Raw genomic sequence first — 20681 nt, 5'->3', positions numbered from 1 at the left:
CCATGATCCTGCGGACGACGCGGCGCGACCTGTTGCGCTACGGCTCACTCTCGGCGCTTGCGGCGTCACTGCCGGCGCCGGCCATTGCGCAGGCGTGGCCGGCCAGGCCGATCAAGATCGTCTGCACCTATCCGGCAGGTGGGCTCACCGACATCTTCGCCCGCGCCTACGGCGAGTACGTGGCCGAGAAGACCGGCCACCCGGTGATCGTCGAGAACAAGGCCGGTGCGGCGGGCGCGATCGGCGCGGAGATCGTCAAGCAATCGCCGCCCGACGGCTACACGCTGATGTTCACCAATTCCACGACGATGGTGCAGAACAAGGCGCTGTTCAAAAAGCTGCCCTACGATCCCGACAAGGATTTCGCCCTGGTCGCCTGGTTCAACACCGGGCACCTGCCGACGATGGTGAACAAGGATGTTCCGGTCAGGAACATTCCGGAATTCGCCGCCTGGGCGAAGGGCCGCAAAGTCTCGCTTGCCACCTACGGCATCGGCTCGTTCGCCCATATCGTCACCGAGACGTTGAACCGTCACTACGGACTGCAGATGGAGGCCGTGCACTATCGCGGCGAGTCGGCGATGTGGCAGGACGTGGCCTCGGGCGCCGTGCAGGGCGCCACCGGCAGCTATGCCTCGGGCGCGGCGGTGCTGCAGGCGGGCAGCGTCAAGCCGATTGCGGTGCCGACCATGGTGCGCATGAAGAAGCTGCCCGACGTCGCGACCTTCTACGAGCAGGGGCTGACGGAAAAGGCGTTCCAGATCCGCGGCTGGGTCGGCTGCGCCGCCCCGGCCGGGACGCCGCCCGAGGTGGTGCAGAAGCTCTCGAGGCTGATGGTCGAGGCCGGCCGGACCGAACGGGTTCAGAAGATCAACGACACCTTCGCGATCGACGAGGGTGCGCGGGACGCCGCCTATTTCCGTCAGGTCCTCGACGAGGAGGGCCCGGTCTCGATCGAGGTCATCAGGAGCCTGGGGATCGAGCCCCAGTAGGTCTACCGCATTGCGGTGCGGTCTTTACGCCCTGCGAAATCGCCGCCATGCTCGTCCCAGGCGCGCCCGAGACGGCCTGACCGTCAAAAAAATTCCGCGCCGCAGGGAGGCAATCGATGATCGTGCGTGCGTCGCGACGTGATGTGCTGCGTTATGGCTCGGCCGCTGCCGTTGCCGCTGCTCTGCCGGCTCCCGCGATTTCCCAGGGAGCCTGGCCCAACAAACCCATCCGCATCATCTGCGGTTACCCGGCGGGCGGTCTGACCGACACCTTCGCCCGTGCCTATGGCGAGTACATCTCCCAGAAAACCGGTCAGCCGGTGTCTGTCGAGAACAAGACCGGCGCCAGCGGCGCGATCGCGGCCGAGCAGGTGAAGGCCGCTGCGCCCGACGGCTACACGCTGATGTGGACGATCTCCACGACGATGATCATGAACAAGGTCCTGTTCAAGAAACTGCCCTACGATCCGGACAAGGACTTCGTCCTGATCTCGTGGATGGATGCGGGGCATCTGCCGCTGATCGTGAACAGCAAGCTGCCGGTGAAGAACCTGGCCGAGCTCGCCGACCATGCGCGCGCCAACAAGACCAGCCTCGGCACTTATGGCGCCGGTTCTTACAGCCACGTCGTCGTCGAGGCGCTGAACCGCCATTACAAGCTCGGCATGGAGGCCGTGCACTACCGCGGCGAGGCGCCTATGTGGCAGGACGTGGCCTCCGGCGCGGTCCAGGGCGGCAGCGGCAGCGTCGCCGCCGCCTCCGGGGTGCTGCAGTCGGGTAACGGCCGGCCGATCGCCGTGCCGACCATGAAGCGGATGGCCAAGCTGCCTGACGTGCCGACCTTCTTCGAGCAGGGCGTCACCGACAAGGCCTTCCAGGTGCAGGGCTGGATCGGGCTGGTGGGTCCCGCCGGCATGCCGAAGGAGATCGTGCAGAAACTCTCGGACCTCATGGTCGAAGGCGGCAAGAGCGAGCGCATCCAGAAGATCCTCGCCACCTTCGGCATCGACAATGCGGCGCGCGATCACGTCTTCTTCGAGAAGATCGTCGCCGAGGAGGGGCCGATCTGGATCGAGCTGGTGAAGGGCTTGAACCTCGAGCCGCAGTAGCAGCCGACGTGGTCTGATCGGTCCGCGCGAAAACCGAGGCCTGGCCGGCGATTCGCGATTGCGCATCTGCTCGTTCCGATTGTACGTGTAGCGAAGGTGCAAGAAGCGACCGCCAGTCAGAAATCGAACCGAAGGGACCGAGTCTTTCATGGCCCTAGACGTCTATGTGGGGCCGCTCACGCGCTATTATGCGGGTGCCTGGGAAAGCGTGGCCGAAACCGCGGCGCGCAAACGCGGAGCGCCGCGTCCGGCTGGAGCCGGTAAAGCGACCGGCACCGCCCGGAGCCAGGATCGAATTCGCCCCAAGGTGCTCGCCTGGCGCGCGATGCTGGCAAAGGCGCTCGGCGAACGGATCGAGATTCCGCTCGACTGGGACGAGAGCGAAGCCGCGGCTTGGTTCACTGCTCGGCCGGGCTGGGACGGATTCGGCTCCCTGGTGCTGTGGGCCGCCTACGCCGAGAATCCATCCCTGCGCATGCCTGCCGTCCTGGCGGAAGATTGGGACGACGACATCGCGCTCGCCCGCTCCACCGCCGAGGGTTTCCGGTCGCGCTATTCGCATCTCGTACGGAATGTGGAGCTGTGGCTCCCGGTCGCCTTCGAGATCACGTTCGAAGGGGAGGATGTCGCGGGGAGCCGTGTGGTGATGGGCTCGGTGGCCACGCTGCGCCGCCAGCTCGCGGACCTGAACGCTGCAACCTGGAAGGCTCCTGCCGTCGACATTTCCGCCTGGGGCCGGGTGCCGCCCGAGGAGCGCACCGTGGAAAGATGCGCGCGCTACGCCTTCGCGATCCTTTCCGACCTTTCCCGGCGCGCCGAGGCCGAACGTCTGCCGATGAAACTCGATCACTGACGAAAACGCCCGCGGCGTGAGCCGCGGGCGCGTCGTGGAATATCTGCCTCCGAAGTGTCAGGCGGCGCTGGGCGCCGGTGGCGGCTCGCTGGCGGCCGGGCGATTGCGTCGTTCGGCCATGAACTGGTCGAACTCGGCGCGATCCTTGGCGGCGCGCAGCTTGTCGAGGAAGTCGCGGAACTCGCGCTGCTCCTGATCGAGGCGGTTGATCGTCTCCTCGCGATACTCGTCGAAGGCGACGTTGCCGCTGCTGCTCGAGCGGCCCCAGCCGGAGCGCCGCTTCCAGCCGCGGAATTCCTCACGGCACGAGCGGCCATCGGGCATGTTCCAGTGACCGTAGCGCTTCGAGCAAAACATGCGTCCACTCCCTTTGAGATAGATGAGAAGGGCCAGGCCGACGGGCCAGAACAGGATGAAGCTCAGCACCATGAGCGCAATCCACGCCGGCTTGCCGAGGTCGTCTATTTTTTCGATCAGGCCCATGTGGGAGCCCCCTTTTGCTGATGTTAACGATGTGAATGTTAACGACATTTACATTGGGGTTGGCAGCCCGGTGAGTCAAGGCCTCGGCAAAAACTTTCAGCGCGCCGAAGGAAAGCCCAGGCCCTGCAGGTAGATGAGCACTTCGGATTCGAGCAGTTCCTCGGCCGTCATGGGCAGCGGCCGCCGGCCGGAATCGCCGCGCCCGAACAGGGAGGCGATGCCGTGCGACATCGACCAGATGTGCAGGCTCATCATCAGGGCGGGCGGGCGCGTGGCGGCCGGGAGAAGGACGACCAGTTGATCGGCCGCGGCGCGCAGCACGGCGAAGGCCCGTTCCGAGGCGGTGCGCAGCTCGGGATTCGTGTCGGGGGAAATGCCCGATTCGAACATGGCGGCGTAGTAGGCGGGCTCCGACCGCGCGAAGGTGAGGTAGGCCTTGCCGATATTGTGGAAGGCCGTGACGGGATCGGGTTTGCCGTTGGCCCAGCCGCTCGCAAGCATCGCGGCGAAACGCTCGAAGCCCTCGCGCGCCACGTCCGCCATCAGCGCGTCGCGGTCACGGAAATGGCGGTAGGGCGCAGCCGGGCTCACGCCGGCGGAGCGCGCGGCATCGGCAAAGGTGAAGCCCGCCGGGCCCTTTTCCTTGATGAGTTCGCGGGCAGCCTTGATCAGCGCCTCGCGCAGACTGCCGTGGTGATACTTCCGCTCCTCACGGTCGGTGCGCTTCCAGCTCATGTTAAGGAACTTTACATTAATCCGGGCCACCGCAACAGGAACTAGCGCGATACCTCGCCAACCAGGATGTCTTCGGTCACCTTGCCGGCAAGTTCCTCTTCCGGCTCGATCAGGCGCTTCTTCTTCCAGTCGCCCTTGGCGTAGAGGCACAGGGTGATCAGCGCCGTGACGATGTTGGAGACCGGCAACGCCCACCAGATTCCCTGCTCGTGCAGGTCCGTGTGCTTGGAGAGCACGTAGGCGAGCGGAAACTGCACGACCCATTGCGATACGAGAGTCAGCACCATCGTCAGGACCATGTTGCCCGAGGCGCGGAACACGCCCGTCAGCGCGAACTGCAGGCCGAGGAAGCCCCAGGCCAGCGACATGATGCGCAGGAAGCCCGCGCCGGCTTCGATCACGGCGGCGTCCCCCGGCACGAAGACGGAAACGAGCTGGGGCGCGAACAGGAAGACGATGATGCCGAAGAAGGAGAGGCTCGCGAACCCGAGCAGCCCGCCCAGGCGCCCGATCTGCGCCGCGCGCTCTATGTTGCCGGCGCCGATGTTCTGGCCGACCAGGGTCGAGATCGCCATCGACAGGCCCATCGCCGGCACCATCACGACCTGCAGGATGTTCGAGCCGACACCGTAGGCCGCCAGCGTCAGCGTGCCGAAGCTGGCAATCAGAAACGTCATCACCATCAGGCCCAGCGCCCGCGCCGAGAGTTCGACGGAGGCGGGGAGGCCTAGGAAGAAGGCGCGCTTCACGTAGCCGAAGTCGGGAATGAAGTCGCGTCGCCGCACATGGATGCCGTGCAGGCCCAGGCGGAGGACGGCGATGCCGATGATGGCGGCGATCGCCTGGGTAACCAGCGTGGCGATGGCGGCGCCCATCACGCCGTAGCCCGGCACGGGGCCCCAGCCGAAGATCAGCAGCGGGTCGAGCACGAAGTTCAGGAACACCGTGCCCAGCACGATATAGACCGGCAGGGTCGGCCGGCCGATGCCGCGCATGATCGCCTGGAACACGAAGAAGGTGAAATTGAAAACGATGCCCACGAACGACACGCGCATGAAGCCCAGCGCGCCGGGATAGACGTCGGGCCCGACGCCCATCAGACGCAGCAGCGCCGGCGAGCAGAAATAGCCGATCGTGCCCAGCACCACCGAGACCAGGATCACCATCAGCAGCGTCTGGCCCGCGACGTGCGCCACCATCTTGTCGTTACGCGCGCCGACATACTGCGCGATCAGGGTCGATCCGGCGAGCGACAGGCCGGAGCCGATGGCAAAGGTGAGGAACAGAACGGGGAAGCTGATCGACACCGCGGCCACCGCGGCTCCGCCCAGCCGCCCGACCCAGAAGGCATCGATGATCTGGTAGGCCGACTGCAGCACGTTCGCCGTCACGATCGGCACGGCGAGCGTCAGCAGGGAGCGGAGGATCGGACCTTCGAGGAGCTTGTTGGGGGCGGGCGGCACGCAGGTCCCTTGGACGCGCATTGAGACTTTTCTACGAGCCTCAACGCGGCAAGGGCAGTACGGCTCCTGTCACAGGGAGTGCGTGGAGATGCGCTACTCCCCCGCGGAGCCGCGGGTGGGTCGAGCTATTTCGTCTTCGCGAAGATCGCCGAATAGACGGATGCCTGTTTCGGGGACTTCAGCACCTCGTCGATGAGCGGGCGGAAGGCTTCGATCGGAAGGTTGGGATAGTTCTTGTCGAAGGACGGGCTGTCGTACTTCTCGCAGAACTCGACCGTATCGTTGAAGTACGGGCTGTCCTTGTACTTGTCGCGCGCATTGCGATCGAGGCCGAGCTTGCCCCAGAAGTAGTAGCCCTGGAACACGCCGTGGCGCTGCACCATGAAATAGTTCCGTTCGTCGATGAAGGGTCGCAGCATCTCGGCAACCACTTCGCCATGATTGTACGGCGCCAGCGTGTCGCCGATGTCGTGGAACAGCGCGCAGACGACGTACTCGGCGCTGCGCTTGTCGTTATGGGCGCGCGTCGCGGCTTGCAGGCAGTGGTCGTAGCGGTCGATCGGAAAACCGCCGAAATCGCCCTTCAGCAGGCTGAGATGCGCGATCAGGTGATCGCCGACCTTGCTGGCGATCTCGGCCTGGCCCTTGGCGATGGCCTTGAGGTCATCGACCGTTGCATTCTCGAGATTGTCGAAGTCGTCCATCCGTCTCGTCCCTGTTGATGCCCTCTACTCAACGCCAGATCTTCCTGCCGGATCCCGGCAGGCCGAGCTTGCTCCACATCGCATCGACCTTTTCGATCACCGCGTCGTCCATGCGGATCTGGCGCCCCCATTCGCGATTGCTCTCGCCCGGGAACTTGTCGGTCGCATCGAGGCCGATCTTGGAGCCGAGGCCGGAGACGGGGCTCGCGAAGTCGAGATAGTCGATCGGCGTGTTCTCGATCACCGTGATGTCGCGCGCCGGGTCCATGCGGGTCGACAGCGCCCACATCACGTCCTTCCAGTTGCGGGCGTCGATGTCGGCGTCCACCACGATCACCCACTTGGTGTACATGAACTGCCGCAGATAGCTCCACACGCCCATCATCACGCGCTTGGCGTGGCCGGCATAGGCCTTCTTCATCGACACCACGGCGATGCGATAGGAGCAGCCCTCGGGCGGCAGCCAGAAGTCGACGATCTCGGGGAACTGCTGCTGGAAGAGGGGAATGAACACCTCGTTCAGCGCCTCGCCCAGCACGCTGGGCTCGTCGGGCGGGCGGCCGGTGAAGGTCGAGAGGTAGATCGGCTTGCGCCGCATGGTGATGGCGCTGATCGTGAAGACGGGGAATGGCTCGACGCTGTTGTAGTAGCCGGTATGGTCGCCGTAGGGGCCTTCGTCGCCATAGTCGTCGAGGCTGACATGGCCCTCGAGCACAATCTCGGCCTCGGCCGGCACCTTGAGCGGCACGGTCTTGCACGCGACCAACTCGACCTTCTTGCCGCGCAGGAGCCCGGCGAATTGATACTCGGACAAGGTGTCGGGCACCGGCGTCACGGCGGCCAGGATGGTGCCGGGATCGGCGCCGATCACGACGGCGGCCGGCAGCGGCTCGCGCTTGCCTGACTTATGCCAGCGCTGGTGATGCTGAGCGCCGCCGCGATGCTTCAGCCAGCGCATCAGCGTCGTGTTCTTGCCCGTCACCTGCATGCGGTAGATGCCGAGGTTGAAACTGTCCTGCTTGTCGCCTTTCGGGTTGGGTCCCTGCGTCACCACCAGCGGCCAGGTGATGAGCGGCGCGGGCTCGCCCGGCCAGCAGGTCTGGATCGGCAGTTTCCCGAGGTCGATGTCGTCGCCGGTGAGGACGATCTCCTGGCAGGGCGCGGAACTCACCGTCTTCGGCTTCATCGCCATGACGGTGCGCACCATCGGCAGCATCTCGAGCGCCTCGCGCCATCCGCCCGGCGGCTCGGGCTGGCGCAGGAAAGCCAGCGTCTCGCCCACGGCGCGCAACTGGCCGGGCTCGCGGTCCATGCCCCAGGCCACCCTCTCGACCGTGCCGAACAGGTTGACCAGCACCGGGATGTCGGAGCGCGTGCCGTCGGGCCGCACCACGTTCTCGAACAGCACCGCCGGGCCTTTCTCGGCCAGCAGGCGCGTCTGGATCTCGGTCATCTCCAGGTTCGGCGAGACCGGCGCGGTGACGCGCACGAGACGGCCGCTCTTCTCCAGCCGGTCGATGAAGTCGCGAAGCGAGGCGTAAGGCATGCTAGGCACGTCGTTTAGAGGGGCTGACCGATGAGATCAAACGGCATTCCGGCTGAATTCGAGGACCTGCTGAGCCGCGCCGGCCGGCGCGTGCTGGCGGGCACGCATCCGCTGTGCGGGGCGCTGGCCAATCCGCGCACGCGGTTCCTGGCGGCCGAGGACCTGCTGGATCGCGCCAAGGTCGCGCGCGTGCGGCGAACGCTCGAAGCGGAGTTGCCGGACGTGCTGGAGGCGATCGAGCGGCCGATCCCGCCCGACACGATCTTCGAGATGAAGCAGGACTATGCCGAACTGCTGCCCAAGAGCAGCCGGGCGCGCACGATCTATTTCGAGAGCCGCCGTGAGCCCGGTGTGAAGGCCGCCGAACGGATCGGCCTCGCCCGCATGATGCGGTCACAGAGTTTCCGCGCCTTCGCCGAGGCGCTGGCGGGACGCAGGCTCAAGTCGGGCTGGGGCCTGCAGGTGCTGCGCTACGGTCCGGGCGACTATGCCGGCCCGCACAACGATCACCATCCCGAGAACAAGGCGGCGATCGGCGGATACATCGACCTGCATCTCAGCCTGTGCACCCCCGGCGTCGAGCACCAGTGGCTGGTCTACAGCCGCGCCGGCCATTTCAGCGAGATCGTCTCGGTGGCAGGCCCCTCGACCGTCACCGCCTATCGCCTGCCCTTCTGGCACTACACGACGCCGCTGGTCGGCGCCCCGAAGGCCGGCCGCTGGGTCCTGCTGGGGACGTTCCTGTATCGGTGAGGCGAAGGTTAAGAAAGGTCCCTCGCTACGCTCGGGATGACAATGGATGGGGCAACAAACCCTGTGTCATCCCGAGCGTAGCAAGGGACCTTTGCCGTCTTGCTAATCCCGGTCCGGTGCGCCCAGCGGGAAGAGGGGGCGGAACGGTCGCGCGTCGTCGACGCAGCGGGCGAAGGACGGTCTCGCGAGCAGGCGCGTGCGGTAGGCGCGCAGCACCGGATAGGATTCGGGGATCCGGTGCACCCAGTCGGCATAGAACAGCGACGGTGCGGCAGCGCAGTCGGCCATCGTGAAGTCGCTGCCCAGGGCCCAGCTCCGGCCGGCCAGTTCGCTATCGAGCCAGGCGTAGGCGCGTTCGAGCTTCTCGATGGCGGCGTCGTGGCCGTCCTTGCGCTTGATCGGATCGCCGGTGAGCGCTCCGTCGACCGCGAGCTGCATCATGTTCATCACATGCAGGTCGAAGAAGCGGTCGAGGAAGCGCACGTCCAGCGCAGCCATCGGGTCGGCCGGGATCAGGCGCACCGCGCCCGGATGCGCGAGCTGCAGATACTCGATGATGATGCTGGTCTCGACGACGGTGCGATCGCCGTCGACCAGCACGGGGAACTTGCGCAACGGCCAGCGCTTCAGCCACTCGCCGACATGCTCGGGCGTTTCCTGCCCCAGCGCGCGGAACTCGAACGGCGTGCCGTTCTCGTAAAGCGCCATCAACACCTTCTGGGTGTAGGACGAAAAGAGGTGGCCGTAGATCGCAAGCGACATTGTCCAGGGCTCCCGTTCAGCCGGTCTTCTTCCACGAAGCGGCCCGCGCGAGCAAACGTTCCGCCCGGATAACGATCGGCAGGTCGACCATGCTGCCCTCGAAGGCGACCGCGCCCTCGCCATTGGCCTTGGCGACCTCGAAGGCCGCGAGCAGGCGGCGGGCGCGGTCGATCTCGGCGTCGGAGGCGCCGTATTCCTCGTTGATGATCGGCACGTGGGCGGGGTGGATGCAGGAGGCCGTGGTGAAGCCCAGCTCGCGGCCGCGCTTCAGGCCGGCGCGATAGGACTCGAGATCGTCGATCTTGGCGAGCTGGCCCATCGAGCCCATCGGCAGGATGCCGGCGGCGCGGCAGGCGGCCAGTCCCTGCATGGCGAAGACGTACATGCTGTCGGCCGACGGGATCGCGCCCATGTCGGTGGCAAAATCCTCGCCGCCGACCGACATGCCGGCCATGCGCGGCTCGGCGGCGATGGCAAAGAGATGCGGCAGCGCGGCCACCGTCTCGATCAGGACAAGGAAGCGGGTGTGGCCGATCTCCATGCCGAGCTGCGTCTCGCGCTCGGTCACCAGCTCGGCCAGCAGGCGCACATGCTCGGGTCCCATCACCTTGGGCAGCATCAGCGCCGAGACACCCGGCATCACCGCGGCTTCGATGTCGGGCACCGCCAGTTCGAGCGGCCGGTTGATGCGGACCACGACGTCGGCGCCGTTCTGTGCCACCCGCGGCACGGCGGCGGCAATCGCGGCGCGGGCTTCGGCTTTCTTGGCCGGAATGATCGAATCCTCGAGGTCGAGGATCAGCGCATCGGCGCCGCGCGTATGGGCCTTGGCGATGAAGCGTTCGGCCAGTACCGGCACGAACATCAGCGAGCGCCAGTTCGGCGTGGGACGAGTGGTCATTTCATAATTCTCCGGAGAAGTCAGCGCAGGCCGACGGGCACGACGCTGATCGAGTTCTGCGGGCTGCCTTCGATCACGCGGTCAGTGTAGGTGAGGTAGATGAGCGCACGGCGCTTGGGATCGTAGAAGCGGACGACCTGCGTGGTCTTGAAGATCAGCGAGGCGCGCTCGCTGAACACTTCGTGCGGGCTCTTGAGCTTCTCGGCCTTGTCGCCGTCGATCGGGCCGACCTGGTGGCAGGAGATCGACGCGTAGGGCGGATCCTCCGCCAGGCCGACCATGCCCTTGAAGCCGCCGGTGCGGGCGCGCGCGAGATAGCAGGTGATGCCCCCGAGGTCGGGATCGTCGAAGGCCTCGACCACGATCTTGTCGTTGGGACCCAGCCACTTGAAGCGATAGCCGACCGAGCCGATTTCTTCGGCTGCTGCGGGAACGGCAACCATCAGGGCGAGGACGGCGAGGATCGCGCGTTTCATGTCAGATTCCTTTGCTGGCCGAGCGTGTGGCGAGGAACAGGCCAGGCAGCACCAGCACCGTTCCGATGAGATGATACCATTGCGGCGCTTCGCCGAGGATGATCCAGGCGAGAATGCCGACATAGAGCGGCCCGAGATACATCGAGACGCTGGTGACCGACGGTCCCAGCTCGCGCACGCAATAGGCGAAGGCACCGTAGGCGCCGACGCCGGGAATGACGGCGAGCACCAGGAACGACGCCCAGGTGCGCCAGTCGCCGAGGTCCGGCGCCTGCCAGATGAGGGCCTCGCCCACGGTGAACGGCAGCAGCACGAGGCAGCCCGCGAACGAGATGGCGCAGAGGCGCGTCAGCGGATCGAGCGCGCTGGGACGCGCCTTGAGCAGCACCGAATAGAGGCCCCAGCAGGCCGAGGCGGCCGCAATCCAGAGATCGCCCTCGGTGAATTGCACCGACAGGAGATTTGCGAGACGGCCCTTGGCGAATACCGCGGCGACACCGGCAAGGCAGAGCACGATGCCTGCGATGCGGCCCATCGTCAGCCGCTCGCGATAGAACAGGCGGCCTAGGGCGACGACCAGGATCGGCGAGGCGGCATAGATCAGCCCGATGTTGAGCGCCGGTACGGAGCGCGCGCCGATATAGACCCAGGCGCCGCAGATCCACATGCCGATCGCGCCGAGCAGCAGCAGGTCGCGCCACTCGCGCGTGAGAGCATGGCGATGGCGCATGAGGCGCGGCCCCGCAAACGGCAGCAGCAGCACCGCCACGAAGAACCACCGCCCCAGTGCCAGCGCGTTCGGCGGCACGAACGTGGCGTAGCGCGCCATCAGCATGTTGACGGCGAACATCGCGGGCGTGAGCAGCAACAGCGTCCAGGCGATGCGACGGCGGGTGAGGGACGACACGGCGGTGTTCTAGCACGTCGTGGCGTGGATCTTCCCGTGAAGGAAAGGTCCCTCGCTGCGCTCGGGATGACACCGTTTTCTTAATGGGCGCACTGAGCAGATCCCAACAAAATTGTCATCCCGAGCGCAGCGAGGGACCTTTAGCGGCGCCTGCAAGCGTTGACAGGTTCAGCTCGGGCGCAGCCCGTCCTTCGGGTATTCGCCGCCGGCGTCCTTGATGGCCTGCTTGTAGTTCTTCTCCGAATTGAAGGGCTCCATCTTCGGGAAGTCGCGCGGCTTGCCCGGGCGGATCTCGCCGGTCGAAGGCGTCACGATCAGCAATTCGCCCTTGCGGCCGAGCAGCGGAATCTCGCGCTTCCAGCGGGAGTAGACGCGCCGCGCCGTCGCCGAGTAATCGACATAGGTCTCGAACTCGCTCGGATCCTTGATGAACAGCGCCTCGTAGGCGGTGATGAACTCCTCGACGAACGTGCGGTCGACGACCTCGAGATTGGACATCATCCAGCAGCGGTCCTGGAACACCCAGTAGGTGCCGATGCCGACGAACTGCTTCTGCCGCGTCAGGTAGGGAAAGAAGGGGAAGCCGCGGCAGGCGATCGTGCGGTTGTCGCGCTCGCAGTGCCGCGCGCCCTTGCAGTGGATGGCCATGCAGTCGGAGGTCAGCTCCTCGACGATCATCCGGGTGGAATAATCGTAGGGCTTGAACTTGGACCACAGGTCGGTGCGGGTCTTGAGCAGCGCCCACTCGGCCTTGTGCACGACGGGCACTGCGTTCTGCGTCGAACAGCAGACCGGCTCTCCGTCGTTCAGCGGCGCGCACTTGCGGCCACAATCGAAGCGCGAGACCGGCGCGTTGAAGCCCTCGTACAGGCTCGCGAAGTCGGCCGCGCTTATCTTTGATTTCTGGGTGCTAGGGGGCATGTATTTGCTGTAGCCCGATCCGTCTGTGAAAGAACAGTTACGGAATTATAACAGCCCGCCGCCGAATAGCTTCACGAAACGGGCAGCACCCGCCAGACGACGGTCTCGCGCATGCCCCGGTTCTCGAGCTGGAGCGAGGTCGGTATTTCATAGCGGCCCAGTTCCTCGAGGCCCTGGGCGCTGAAATAGTTGCGGCCGGGGTCGCCCAGCAGGACCAGGCGGCCCTTGGCGGCATGGCTGCGCAACCAGGCCAGCGCCTGCACCGACATCTCGCGCTCGTAACAGACGTCGCCTGCGATCACCACGTCGGCCTCGGGGGCTCCCGGCGTTCCGGCCAGCCAGTCCTCACTGCTCGTCTCGATGGAAAGACCGTTGGCCGTGGCGTTGAGGCCTGCGGCAACCAGCGACAGCCGGTCGATGTCGTTGGCCACGACGGAGGCGGCACCCGCCCGCACCGCCGCAAGCGAGGAGACGCCGGAACCGGCCGCAAAGTCGATCACCCGCTTTCCCGTGACCAGGTCGGGATTGTCGAGAAGGTGGCGCGCGATCGCCTGGCCGCCCGGCCAGCAGAAGGCCCAGTAGGGTGGGTCGACGTTCTGCTCCTCCAGCCACGCCTCGGTGGCCTGCCAGATCGGGACATACTCGGTGGCCAGCCACAGCCTGAACTCGGGCACCATCGCCGGCACCTCGAGGGCGGTGTTGGCGCGTATGAATCCCTCGGGGTCGCTGGGCAGCTTGGACATCAAGCAATCCTGTCGACGATGAGGGCCGCCAGCATGAGCCACCCGACGAGGCGATTGGACTTGAAGCGCATCAGGCAGTCGGCCTGATCATCCGGTTTCAGCAGCGCGATCTGCCAGCAGAGGTGTGCGGCAATGCCGGCCAGCAGGATGAAGTAGCCGACGCCGAGCGGCGCCAGCAGGCCGGTCGCGATCCAGAACCCGATCGCCAGCACCGCAAAGAAACTCAGCCAGCGCCGCGGTGCGGCGGCGAAGCGGCGCGCCGTCGAGCGCACGCCGACCACCGCATCGTCGCGCTGGTCCTGCATGGCGTAGATCGTGTCGTAGACCATCGTCCAGGCGACGCCGCCGAAATAGAGCGCGACGGTGGCCCACGAGAGCGTCCCGGTCACGGTGGCGTAGCCCACCAGCGCGCCCCAGTTGAAGGCGAAGCCCAGCACCACCTGCGGCCAGGAGGTGATCTTCTTCATCGTCGGGTAGATCGCGACCAGCACCAGCGACAGCAGCGCCACGCCCCCCGCGAACTTGTTGAGCTTGAACAGGACGGCCGCGCCCACCGCGCCCTGCAGCGCCATCCAGATCAGCGCGTGGTGCAGCTTCAGCTCGCCCGAGGGCAGGGGCCGGCCTCGCGTACGCTCGACGCCGGCATCGACCTTGCGGTCGACGATGTCGTTCCAGGTGCAGCCGGCGCCGCGCATGGCGATGGCGCCGACCGTGAAGAGGGCCATGTAGCCCGCGAGCTGCGCCCAGTTGGGCGCCGCCGCCAGCGCCGCCGACCACCAGCAGGGAAACAGCAGCAGCCAGATGCCGATCGGCCGGTCCCAGCGCGCCAGCCGCCCGTAGGGTCGTGCCCAGGGCGGCAGGTAACGCAACGTCCAGTGCGTCGTGTCGATATCGGTGAAGCCGGTTGTCCGCCCGGCAGTCATGGCGTCATCATGCGCTTCATGATGCAGCTATGCGCGACAATGATCCATGAAGGCAAATAGATGAGTGCGGCACGTCTTTTCGTCGAGGCGGACCTGGCGGCCGGCGGCGAGGTCGCGCTGGACGAGGCGCAGGTCCATTACCTGCGCAACGTCATGCGGCGGCCCGACGGCGCGCCGCTGCTGCTGTTCAATGGCCGCGACGGCGAATGGCGCGGCACCCTGTCGTCCCGTGGCAAGAAGTCCGCGGTCGCCGAACTGGGCGAGCGCACGCGCGAGCAGACCCCCGAGCCCGACGTCTGGCTCTGCTTTGCGCCGGTGAAGCGCGCCCGCATCGACTATATCGCCGAAAAGGCGACCGAGCTGGGCGTCTCCGTCCTGCAGCCGGTGGTGACGCGCCACACGGCCGTCGAGCGCGTCAATGTCGGCCGCCTGCGCGCCAATGCGATCGAGGCGGCCGAGCAGACCGAGCGGCTCACCGTCCCCGACGTACGCGATTCGGTCGATCTCGGGAAGTTGCTCGACCGCTGGCCGGAGGGGCGGCGCCTGATGATGTGCGACGAGACCGGCGGCGGGCCGCCGATCGCCGAGGCGCTGTCGGGCCTCGACGAAGCGGCGCGCGCGGCGCCCTGGGCCATCGTGATCGGTCCCGAGGGCGGCTTCGCCGAAATCGAGCTTCAGGCGCTCCGTCGCATAAAGGATGTAACGTCGGTGGGGCTCGGTCCCCGCATCCTGCGGGCCGACACCGCGGCGCTGGCAGCGCTTGCATGCTGGCAGGCGCTGGTCGGGGACTGGCGGCGCCCGACACCGCGTCTCAGCGGCGATTATCGCGCCTCCAGGGTTACCGTCTGAGCGCTTGCGCAGGCCCCCGGCGATGTGGGAGAGAGCGAATCGAACAGGATGAACCAGCCGCGGGCTCGCGTGAGGTTTTCTCATGCGACCGCGCCGCTCCCGAGGCCCTCACAAGGCGCGGAGCGATCAGGGAGAGATGATCGTATGTCCGCACCTCCGTCGGGCGGCGGCGCGCCGATCGAAAATCGGCGGCAGCTGATCGAGTACTTCGCGGCCGGCAACAAGCCCCGCGCCCAGTGGCGCATGGGCACCGAGCACGAAAAATTCGGCTACCACACCAAGACCCTGAAGCCGCTGGCCTATGACGGGCCCGACGGCATCCGCGCCATGCTCGAAGGGTTGACGCGGTTCGGCTGGGAGCCGGTGATCGAGGGCAACAACCCGATCGCGCTCCTGCGCGACAAGGCCAGCATCACGCTGGAACCGGGCGGCCAATTCGAACTGTCCGGTGCGCCGCTCGAGACCCTGCACGAGGCGGCGGCCGAGAACGCTCTGCATATCGACGAGGTGAAGCAGGTCGCGGGCGAGATCGGCGCGTCGTTCATCGGTCTGGGTTTCGCGCCCGAGTGGACGCGCGAGGACATGCACTGGATGCCCAAGGGCCGCTACAAGATCATGCGCGACTACATGCCGAAGGTCGGCACGCTCGGTCTCGACATGATGCTGCGCACCTGCACCGTGCAGACCAACCTCGACTTCGCCTCCGAAGCCGACATGGTGAAGAAGTTCCGTGTCTCGCTGGCGCTGCAGCCGGTCGCCACGGCGCTGTTCGCCAACTCGCCCTTCAAGGAGGGCAAGGAGGCCGGCTTCAAGAGCTACCGCAGCCACATCTGGACGGACACCGATCCCGACCGCTGCGGCATGCTGCCCTTCGTGTTCGAGGAGGGGTTCGGCTTCGAGCGCTACGTCGACTACATGCTCGACGTGCCGATGTACTTCGTCTATCGCGACGGCAAGTACATCGACGCGTCCGGCCAGAGCTTCCGCGACTTCCTGAAGGGCCGGCTGCCGGCGCGTCCGGGCGAACTGCCCTCGATCAACGACTGGGCCGATCACATCACCACGGCCTTCCCCGAGGTGCGGCTGAAGCGCTACCTCGAAATGCGTGGCGCCGACTCCGGTCCGCTGGGCGCGCTCAATGCGCTGCCGGCGCTGTGGGTCGGACTGCTCTACGACCAGGCCGCGCTCGATGCGGCGTGGGACCTGGTCAAGGACTGGAGCACGGCAGACCACGACTTCCTGCGCGCCGAGACGCCGAAGTCGGGCCTCGCCACGATGTTCCGCGGCCGTGTCCTGTCGGAACTGGCACGCGACGTCGTCGAGATTGCCCATGCCGGCCTGCGCGCGCGCAAGCAGCTCAATGCCGACGGCGCCGACGAGACCATGTACCTCGCGCCGCTCGACCGCGCCGTGGCCAGCGGCCAGGCGCCGGCCGACGAACTCCTCGCCAAGTGGCATGGTGAATGGAAAGGGTCCTTCGCGGCGCTGTTCCGCGACTGTGCCTACTGAGGTAAGGTCGCGACATGCTCGATCGTTGCGACCGCGTCCAGATCGCCGTGCACGACGCCGCCAAGGCGGCGCAGCGCTTCGGCCAGTTGCTCGGCAGCCAGGTGTCGCGGCACGACCATAGCCGGCACCTATCGGCCAAGCGCACCATCCTCGCCGTCGGCGAGAGCGAGTTCGAGCTCTGCGAGCCCGACGGCGCAGGCTCCACCCAGGATTTCCTGAGCCGGCGCGGCGAGGGTCTGATGACCGCCGGCTACTGCACCGCCGACCTCGACGGCATGGTGAAGCGCTGGGAAGGTCTCGGCATTCCCTACGATCTCGACAACGAGCAGCTCTATCTGTCTCCCGAGACGACCTTCGGCCTGCCGATGGTGATTTCCGAGAGTACCTATCGCCCCAGGGTCGGGCCGGTATCGTTCCTCTACGAGACCACCAACACGCTGATGAGCGACTGGCGCCGCGTCGCCGCGGTCTATGCCGGGCTGTTCGGTCTCGATCCCGCGCGCTTCAGCGAGATCGGCAGCGAGCGCTTCGGCTATATCGGCACGCTCACTCTGTTCGATCCACCCAACCGGCTCGACCGCATCGAACTCAGCCAGGTCACCGACAACGTCCATGCGATGGGCCGCTACGCGCACAAGCACGGCGACTCGCTCTATATGTGCTACGTCGAGGTCCACGACTGGCCGAACGTGCGCCAGCGCCTGCTCGACGCCGGTGCGCGTTACACACCGCGCGGATCCGATCCCGTGACGGATCCCGACGGCGGCTGGATCCATCCGAAGGAACTGCACGGGGTGCTGCTCGGCGTCTCGCGCACCGGGCTGGCCTGGGACTGGTCCGGCCGCGAAGAATTGGTGCCCCCCGTATGAGTTTTTTCAAGAGTCCTGGCATGACCCGTCGTTCGTTCGTTTTCACGGCTCCGGCGCTGTCGGCCGTCCCGACGGTCAGCTACGCCCAGCCCGACCAGTGGCAGACCGTGGTCGGACCCGACCTGCGCTTCCGGCTGGAGATGCCGGCACCGGTCAACAAGAGCTCGGCGGCCGAGAAGGAAACAGGCCATGCCGGCGAGAGGGTCGCGTGGGCCTCCAAGCGCGCCGACGAGATGTTCGACTTCGACTTTGTCGACTACGAGCCGGGCTGGTTCTCGTCGAAGGACAGCAAGGAGATGGCGCGCGAACTGGGGCGCGGCGAGGCCGAGAAAGCCTTTCCCCGTGCCACGTTCAAGTACGTCCTCGACGAGCCGGTCATCCTGCAGGGTTGGGACGGCTACGCGCTCGACATCGCCGACCAGCAGGGGGCGCTGGTGATGATGCGCACTTACATCGTGAAGGATCGGCTCTACCGTCTGCTGGTGACGGCGAAGAACGACGAGGAGACGAAGGCCGCGGCGGCGCGTTTCCTGAACTCGCTGCGGTTCGCGGAGACAAAGAACTAGGATGCGTATCTGCGTTTTCGGCGCCGGCGCGATCGGCGGCAACTATGCGACGCGCCTCGCGGCGGCCGGCAACGAGGTCTCGGTCGTGGCGCGCGGCCCGCATCTCGAGGCGATCCGCGCCAACGGCCTGACGCTGCTGACCGGCGACAAGACGATCGTCGCCAGGGTCGCCGCCAGCGACAGTCCGGCCGATCTCGGCCCGCAGGACGTGGTGATCTCGACCCTGAAGGCCTCCAGCCTCTCGGCGATCGCCGACACGGTGGCGCCGCTTCTGGGTCCCGGCACGCCGGTGGTTTTCGCGCAGAACGGCATTCCCTGGTGGTACGGCCACGGGCTGGGCAAGGACCGGCCTCCGGCGCCCGATCTGTCGCGGCTCGATCCCGGCGGTGCGCTGCTCAAGACGGTCGGCTTCGACCGCACCCTGGGCGGCGTCATCACCTCGTCCAACCACGTGATCGAGCCCGGCGTGGTGCGCAACATCTCGCCAGAGCGTAACGTGCTGTGGGTCGGCGAGCCCGACGACGGTCAGACGCCGCGGATCCTCAAGCTGCGCGAAACCCTGATCGCGGCGGGCATTTCCTCGCCCTCGACCACCGACATCCGCTACGACATCTGGCACAAGCTGATGGCCAACTTCACCGGCTCGACGCTCTGCCTCATCCTGCGCCAGCCCACGACCATCCAGGCGACGCCGATGGTCAATCGCCTGGCGCGCCGCGCCCATGCCGAGGCGCTGGCCATCGCCGCCGCGAACGGCGTCGTGCTCGACGATTCGCCCGAGGTCCGCTACGGGCCCAAGCGTGTCTATCCCGATCACCGGCCTTCGATCCTGCAGGATTACGAAGGCGGCCGGCCGATGGAAATCGAGTCGATCGTGCGTGCGCCCCTTGCCTTTGCGCGGAGCGCCGGCCTCGACACGCCCACGCTCGACGCCATCGAATCGATCTGCGTCAGCCTCGCCGAATCGAAGGGCCTATACCGGTCCTGAACAGGGGCGCCGCGAAAAAGTAGAAGCGGTAGCGAGTGCCCCTCGTGTCCCTCTTCCCCATCGGGGAAGAGGAGTTTGAAGGGCAATCTCAAGTCAGGTCGCGGTGCCGCCCACCGTGAGGGCGTCGATGCGCAGGGTCGGCTGGCCGACGCCGACGGGGACGCCTTGGCCGTCCTTGCCGCAGGTGCCGATGCCCGGATCGAGCGACATGTCGTTACCGACCATGCCGACGCGGGTCAGGGCGTCGGAGCCGGCGCCGATCAAGGTGGCGCCCTTGACCGGGCGGCCGATCTTGCCGTCCTCGATCAGGTAGCCCTCGGTCACGCTGAACACGAACTTGCCCGAGACGATGTCGACCTGGCCGCCGCCGAAGTTGGCGCAGTAGAGGCCCTTCTTGACGGAGGCGATGATCTCCTTCGGGTCCTTGTCGCCGCCCAGCATGAAGGTGTTGGTCATGCGCGGCATCGGCGCGTGGGCGTGGCCCTGCCGGCGGCCGTTGCCGGTCGGCTTCACGCCCATCAGTCGCGCGTTCATGCGATCCTGCATGAGGCCCACCAGGCGGCCGTCCTCGATCAGGACGTTTCGCTGCGTCGGCGTGCCCTCGTCGTCGATGGTGAGCGAACCGCGGCGGTCGTTCAGGGTGCCGTCGTCGACTACGGTGACGCCGGGCGAGGCAATCATCTCGCCCATCAGGTGGCTGAACATCGAGGTCTTCTTGCGGTGGAAGTCGCCTTCCAGCCCGTGGCCGACCGCTTCGTGCCAAAGTACACCCGACCAGCCGGCGCCCAGCACGACCGGCATCTCGCCGGCCGGCGCGTCGATCGAATCGAGGTTGACCAGCGACTGGCGGATCGCCTCGTCGGCCTCCTTCTGCCAATAGGACGGCAGGAAGATGTCGCCATAGGCGGCGCGGCGGCCGCTGCCGGTGCTGCCGGCCTCCATGCGTGTGCCGTCGGCGCAGACCACGCTGACGTTCAGCCGCACCAGCGGACGCACGTCTGCGGCGCGCCAGCCGCCGGCGCGCACGATCTCCACGACCTGCCACGAGCCCGACAGCGAGACCGAGACCTGGCGAGCCTTGGGCTCCTTGCCCCGCACATAGGCGTCGATCTCCTGCATCAGCGCGACCTTCTGGGCGAAGGGCACGCCGTCGATCGGATTGTCGTCGGCATAGAGGAGGCGATTGGTGCCGCGCGGCGACTCGTCGGACGTACCACCGCGGCCCGAGCGAACGGTCTTCACCGTCTCGGTCGCGCGCTTCAGTGCCTGCTCGTCGAGCGCCGAGGCGTGGGCGAAGCCCGTGACGTCGCCCGCCACCGAGCGCAGGCCGAAGCCCTGCGAGGTGTCGTAGGACGCGCTCTTCAGCTTGCCGTCGTCGAACGACAGGCTCTCGCTCTGCACATATTCGAGGAACAGCTCGCCATCGTCGGTCCCGGCCAGCGCGTCGTCGACCATCTTCTCGGTCTTGCGCTTGTCGAGGCCGTCCTTGCCGAAGAACAGGCCGTCGGCGGTGGCGAGATGGTTGATCGACTTGCTCATGGGGCACACCTTCTCTCTATGTCGTCCTGAGCGCAGCGAAGGACCTAGCGCCAGCTACAGACACTCCGATGGTTGTGAGGCTAGGTCCTT

The 20681-nt window shown here is 66.6% G+C and carries 22 protein-coding genes; 9 read left to right on the top strand and 13 right to left on the bottom strand.

Annotated elements, in window-relative coordinates:
* Nucleotides 1-2: 2 nt before the first annotated feature.
* The 3 genes from ACO07I_RS09680 to ACO07I_RS09670 all read left to right on the top strand — a co-directional run bounded on the left by ACO07I_RS09680 (nt 3) and on the right by ACO07I_RS09670 (nt 2954).
* On the top strand, nt 3-992 hold the full coding sequence (locus ACO07I_RS09680; protein WP_422016705.1) for a Bug family tripartite tricarboxylate transporter substrate binding protein: 990 nt from the start codon (nt 3-5) through the stop codon (nt 990-992).
* Between the two features lie 116 nt (nt 993-1108).
* Complete coding sequence (locus tag ACO07I_RS09675) at nt 1109-2101, top strand: Bug family tripartite tricarboxylate transporter substrate binding protein (protein WP_422016703.1); 993 nt, start codon at nt 1109-1111, stop codon at nt 2099-2101.
* Between the two features lie 148 nt (nt 2102-2249).
* Nucleotides 2250-2954: a hypothetical protein gene (locus tag ACO07I_RS09670; protein ID WP_422016701.1), complete on the top strand. Its 705-nt coding sequence runs from the start codon at nt 2250-2252 to the stop codon at nt 2952-2954.
* Between the two features lie 57 nt (nt 2955-3011).
* Here the strand turns inward: ACO07I_RS09670 and ACO07I_RS09665 are convergent, their stop codons facing one another.
* The 5 genes from ACO07I_RS09665 to ACO07I_RS09645 form a co-directional block, all read right to left on the bottom strand.
* A complete protein-coding gene (locus tag ACO07I_RS09665) occupies nt 3012-3437 on the bottom strand; it encodes a DUF2852 domain-containing protein (protein ID WP_422016699.1) in 426 nt (141 codons plus the stop codon).
* A gap of 96 nt (nt 3438-3533) precedes the next feature.
* Nucleotides 3534-4172, bottom strand: a complete 639-nt coding sequence (locus ACO07I_RS09660; RefSeq protein ID WP_422016697.1) for a TetR/AcrR family transcriptional regulator — start codon at nt 4170-4172, stop codon at nt 3534-3536.
* A 41-nt stretch (nt 4173-4213) separates the two neighbouring features.
* Nucleotides 4214-5656 carry an MATE family efflux transporter gene (locus ACO07I_RS09655; protein ID WP_422016695.1) on the bottom strand — a complete coding sequence of 481 codons (1443 nt, stop codon included), beginning with the start codon at nt 5654-5656 and terminating at the stop codon, nt 4214-4216.
* 104 nt (nt 5657-5760) lie between these two features.
* The gene (locus tag ACO07I_RS09650) at nt 5761-6339 is read right to left on the bottom strand and encodes an HD domain-containing protein (RefSeq protein ID WP_422016693.1); all 579 of its coding nucleotides are present in this window, start codon (nt 6337-6339) and stop codon (nt 5761-5763) included.
* Nucleotides 6340-6367: 28 nt separating this feature from the next.
* Nucleotides 6368-7885: a UbiD family decarboxylase gene (locus ACO07I_RS09645; protein WP_422016691.1), complete on the bottom strand. Its 1518-nt coding sequence runs from the start codon at nt 7883-7885 to the stop codon at nt 6368-6370.
* 30 nt (nt 7886-7915) lie between these two features.
* Here ACO07I_RS09645 and ACO07I_RS09640 point away from each other — a divergent pair, with 30 nt between their 5' ends.
* On the top strand, nt 7916-8638 hold the full coding sequence (locus ACO07I_RS09640) for a hypothetical protein (protein WP_422016689.1): 723 nt from the start codon (nt 7916-7918) through the stop codon (nt 8636-8638).
* A 102-nt stretch (nt 8639-8740) separates the two neighbouring features.
* Here ACO07I_RS09640 and ACO07I_RS09635 read toward each other — a convergent pair whose 3' ends face one another.
* The 7 genes from ACO07I_RS09635 to ubiA form a co-directional block, all read right to left on the bottom strand.
* Nucleotides 8741-9400: a glutathione S-transferase family protein gene (locus ACO07I_RS09635; RefSeq protein ID WP_422016687.1), complete on the bottom strand. Its 660-nt coding sequence runs from the start codon at nt 9398-9400 to the stop codon at nt 8741-8743.
* Between the two features lie 16 nt (nt 9401-9416).
* Nucleotides 9417-10301 (bottom strand): HpcH/HpaI aldolase/citrate lyase family protein, encoded by an 885-nt coding sequence (locus tag ACO07I_RS09630; RefSeq protein ID WP_422016685.1) that lies wholly within the window; start codon nt 10299-10301, stop codon nt 9417-9419.
* Between the two features lie 20 nt (nt 10302-10321).
* The gene (locus ACO07I_RS09625) at nt 10322-10777 is read right to left on the bottom strand and encodes a CreA family protein (RefSeq protein WP_422016683.1); all 456 of its coding nucleotides are present in this window, start codon (nt 10775-10777) and stop codon (nt 10322-10324) included.
* Between the two features lies 1 nt (nt 10778).
* Nucleotides 10779-11684: a DMT family transporter gene (locus ACO07I_RS09620; protein ID WP_422016681.1), complete on the bottom strand. Its 906-nt coding sequence runs from the start codon at nt 11682-11684 to the stop codon at nt 10779-10781.
* 168 nt (nt 11685-11852) lie between these two features.
* Entirely contained in the window at nt 11853-12605 is a 753-nt protein-coding gene (locus tag ACO07I_RS09615; protein ID WP_422016679.1) for a hypothetical protein, read from the bottom strand.
* Between the two features lie 71 nt (nt 12606-12676).
* Entirely contained in the window at nt 12677-13348 is a 672-nt protein-coding gene (locus ACO07I_RS09610) for a class I SAM-dependent methyltransferase (protein ID WP_422016677.1), read from the bottom strand.
* Nucleotides 13348-14271 (bottom strand): 4-hydroxybenzoate octaprenyltransferase, encoded by a 924-nt coding sequence (ubiA, locus tag ACO07I_RS09605; RefSeq protein ID WP_422016675.1) that lies wholly within the window; start codon nt 14269-14271, stop codon nt 13348-13350. Before ubiA ends, ACO07I_RS09610 begins: the two co-directional genes overlap by 1 nt.
* A 60-nt stretch (nt 14272-14331) precedes the next feature.
* Here ubiA and ACO07I_RS09600 point away from each other — a divergent pair, with 60 nt between their 5' ends.
* The 5 genes from ACO07I_RS09600 to ACO07I_RS09580 all read left to right on the top strand — a co-directional run bounded on the left by ACO07I_RS09600 (nt 14332) and on the right by ACO07I_RS09580 (nt 19052).
* Nucleotides 14332-15120 (top strand): 16S rRNA (uracil(1498)-N(3))-methyltransferase, encoded by a 789-nt coding sequence (locus ACO07I_RS09600; RefSeq protein WP_422016673.1) that lies wholly within the window; start codon nt 14332-14334, stop codon nt 15118-15120.
* Nucleotides 15121-15264: 144 nt separating this feature from the next.
* The gene (locus tag ACO07I_RS09595; RefSeq protein ID WP_422016671.1) at nt 15265-16629 is read left to right on the top strand and encodes a glutamate--cysteine ligase; all 1365 of its coding nucleotides are present in this window, start codon (nt 15265-15267) and stop codon (nt 16627-16629) included.
* Nucleotides 16630-16643: 14 nt separating this feature from the next.
* Nucleotides 16644-17498 carry a VOC family protein gene (locus ACO07I_RS09590; RefSeq protein ID WP_422016669.1) on the top strand — a complete coding sequence of 285 codons (855 nt, stop codon included), beginning with the start codon at nt 16644-16646 and terminating at the stop codon, nt 17496-17498.
* A 20-nt stretch (nt 17499-17518) separates the two neighbouring features.
* Nucleotides 17519-18064, top strand: a complete 546-nt coding sequence (locus ACO07I_RS09585; RefSeq protein ID WP_422016667.1) for a hypothetical protein — start codon at nt 17519-17521, stop codon at nt 18062-18064.
* A 1-nt stretch (nt 18065) separates the two neighbouring features.
* Nucleotides 18066-19052: a ketopantoate reductase family protein gene (locus ACO07I_RS09580; RefSeq protein ID WP_422016665.1), complete on the top strand. Its 987-nt coding sequence runs from the start codon at nt 18066-18068 to the stop codon at nt 19050-19052.
* Nucleotides 19053-19145: 93 nt separating this feature from the next.
* Here ACO07I_RS09580 and tldD read toward each other — a convergent pair whose 3' ends face one another.
* Entirely contained in the window at nt 19146-20507 is a 1362-nt protein-coding gene (tldD, locus tag ACO07I_RS09575) for a metalloprotease TldD (RefSeq protein ID WP_422018207.1), read from the bottom strand.
* Nucleotides 20508-20681: the final 174 nt, after the last annotated feature.

This window comes from Reyranella sp. (genome assembly GCF_965227665.1).
In the GTDB taxonomy this organism is placed as follows: domain Bacteria; phylum Pseudomonadota; class Alphaproteobacteria; order Reyranellales; family Reyranellaceae; genus Reyranella.
Note: the sequence above shows the minus strand (reverse complement) of the source record. Positions and strands in the feature narration are given on the sequence as shown.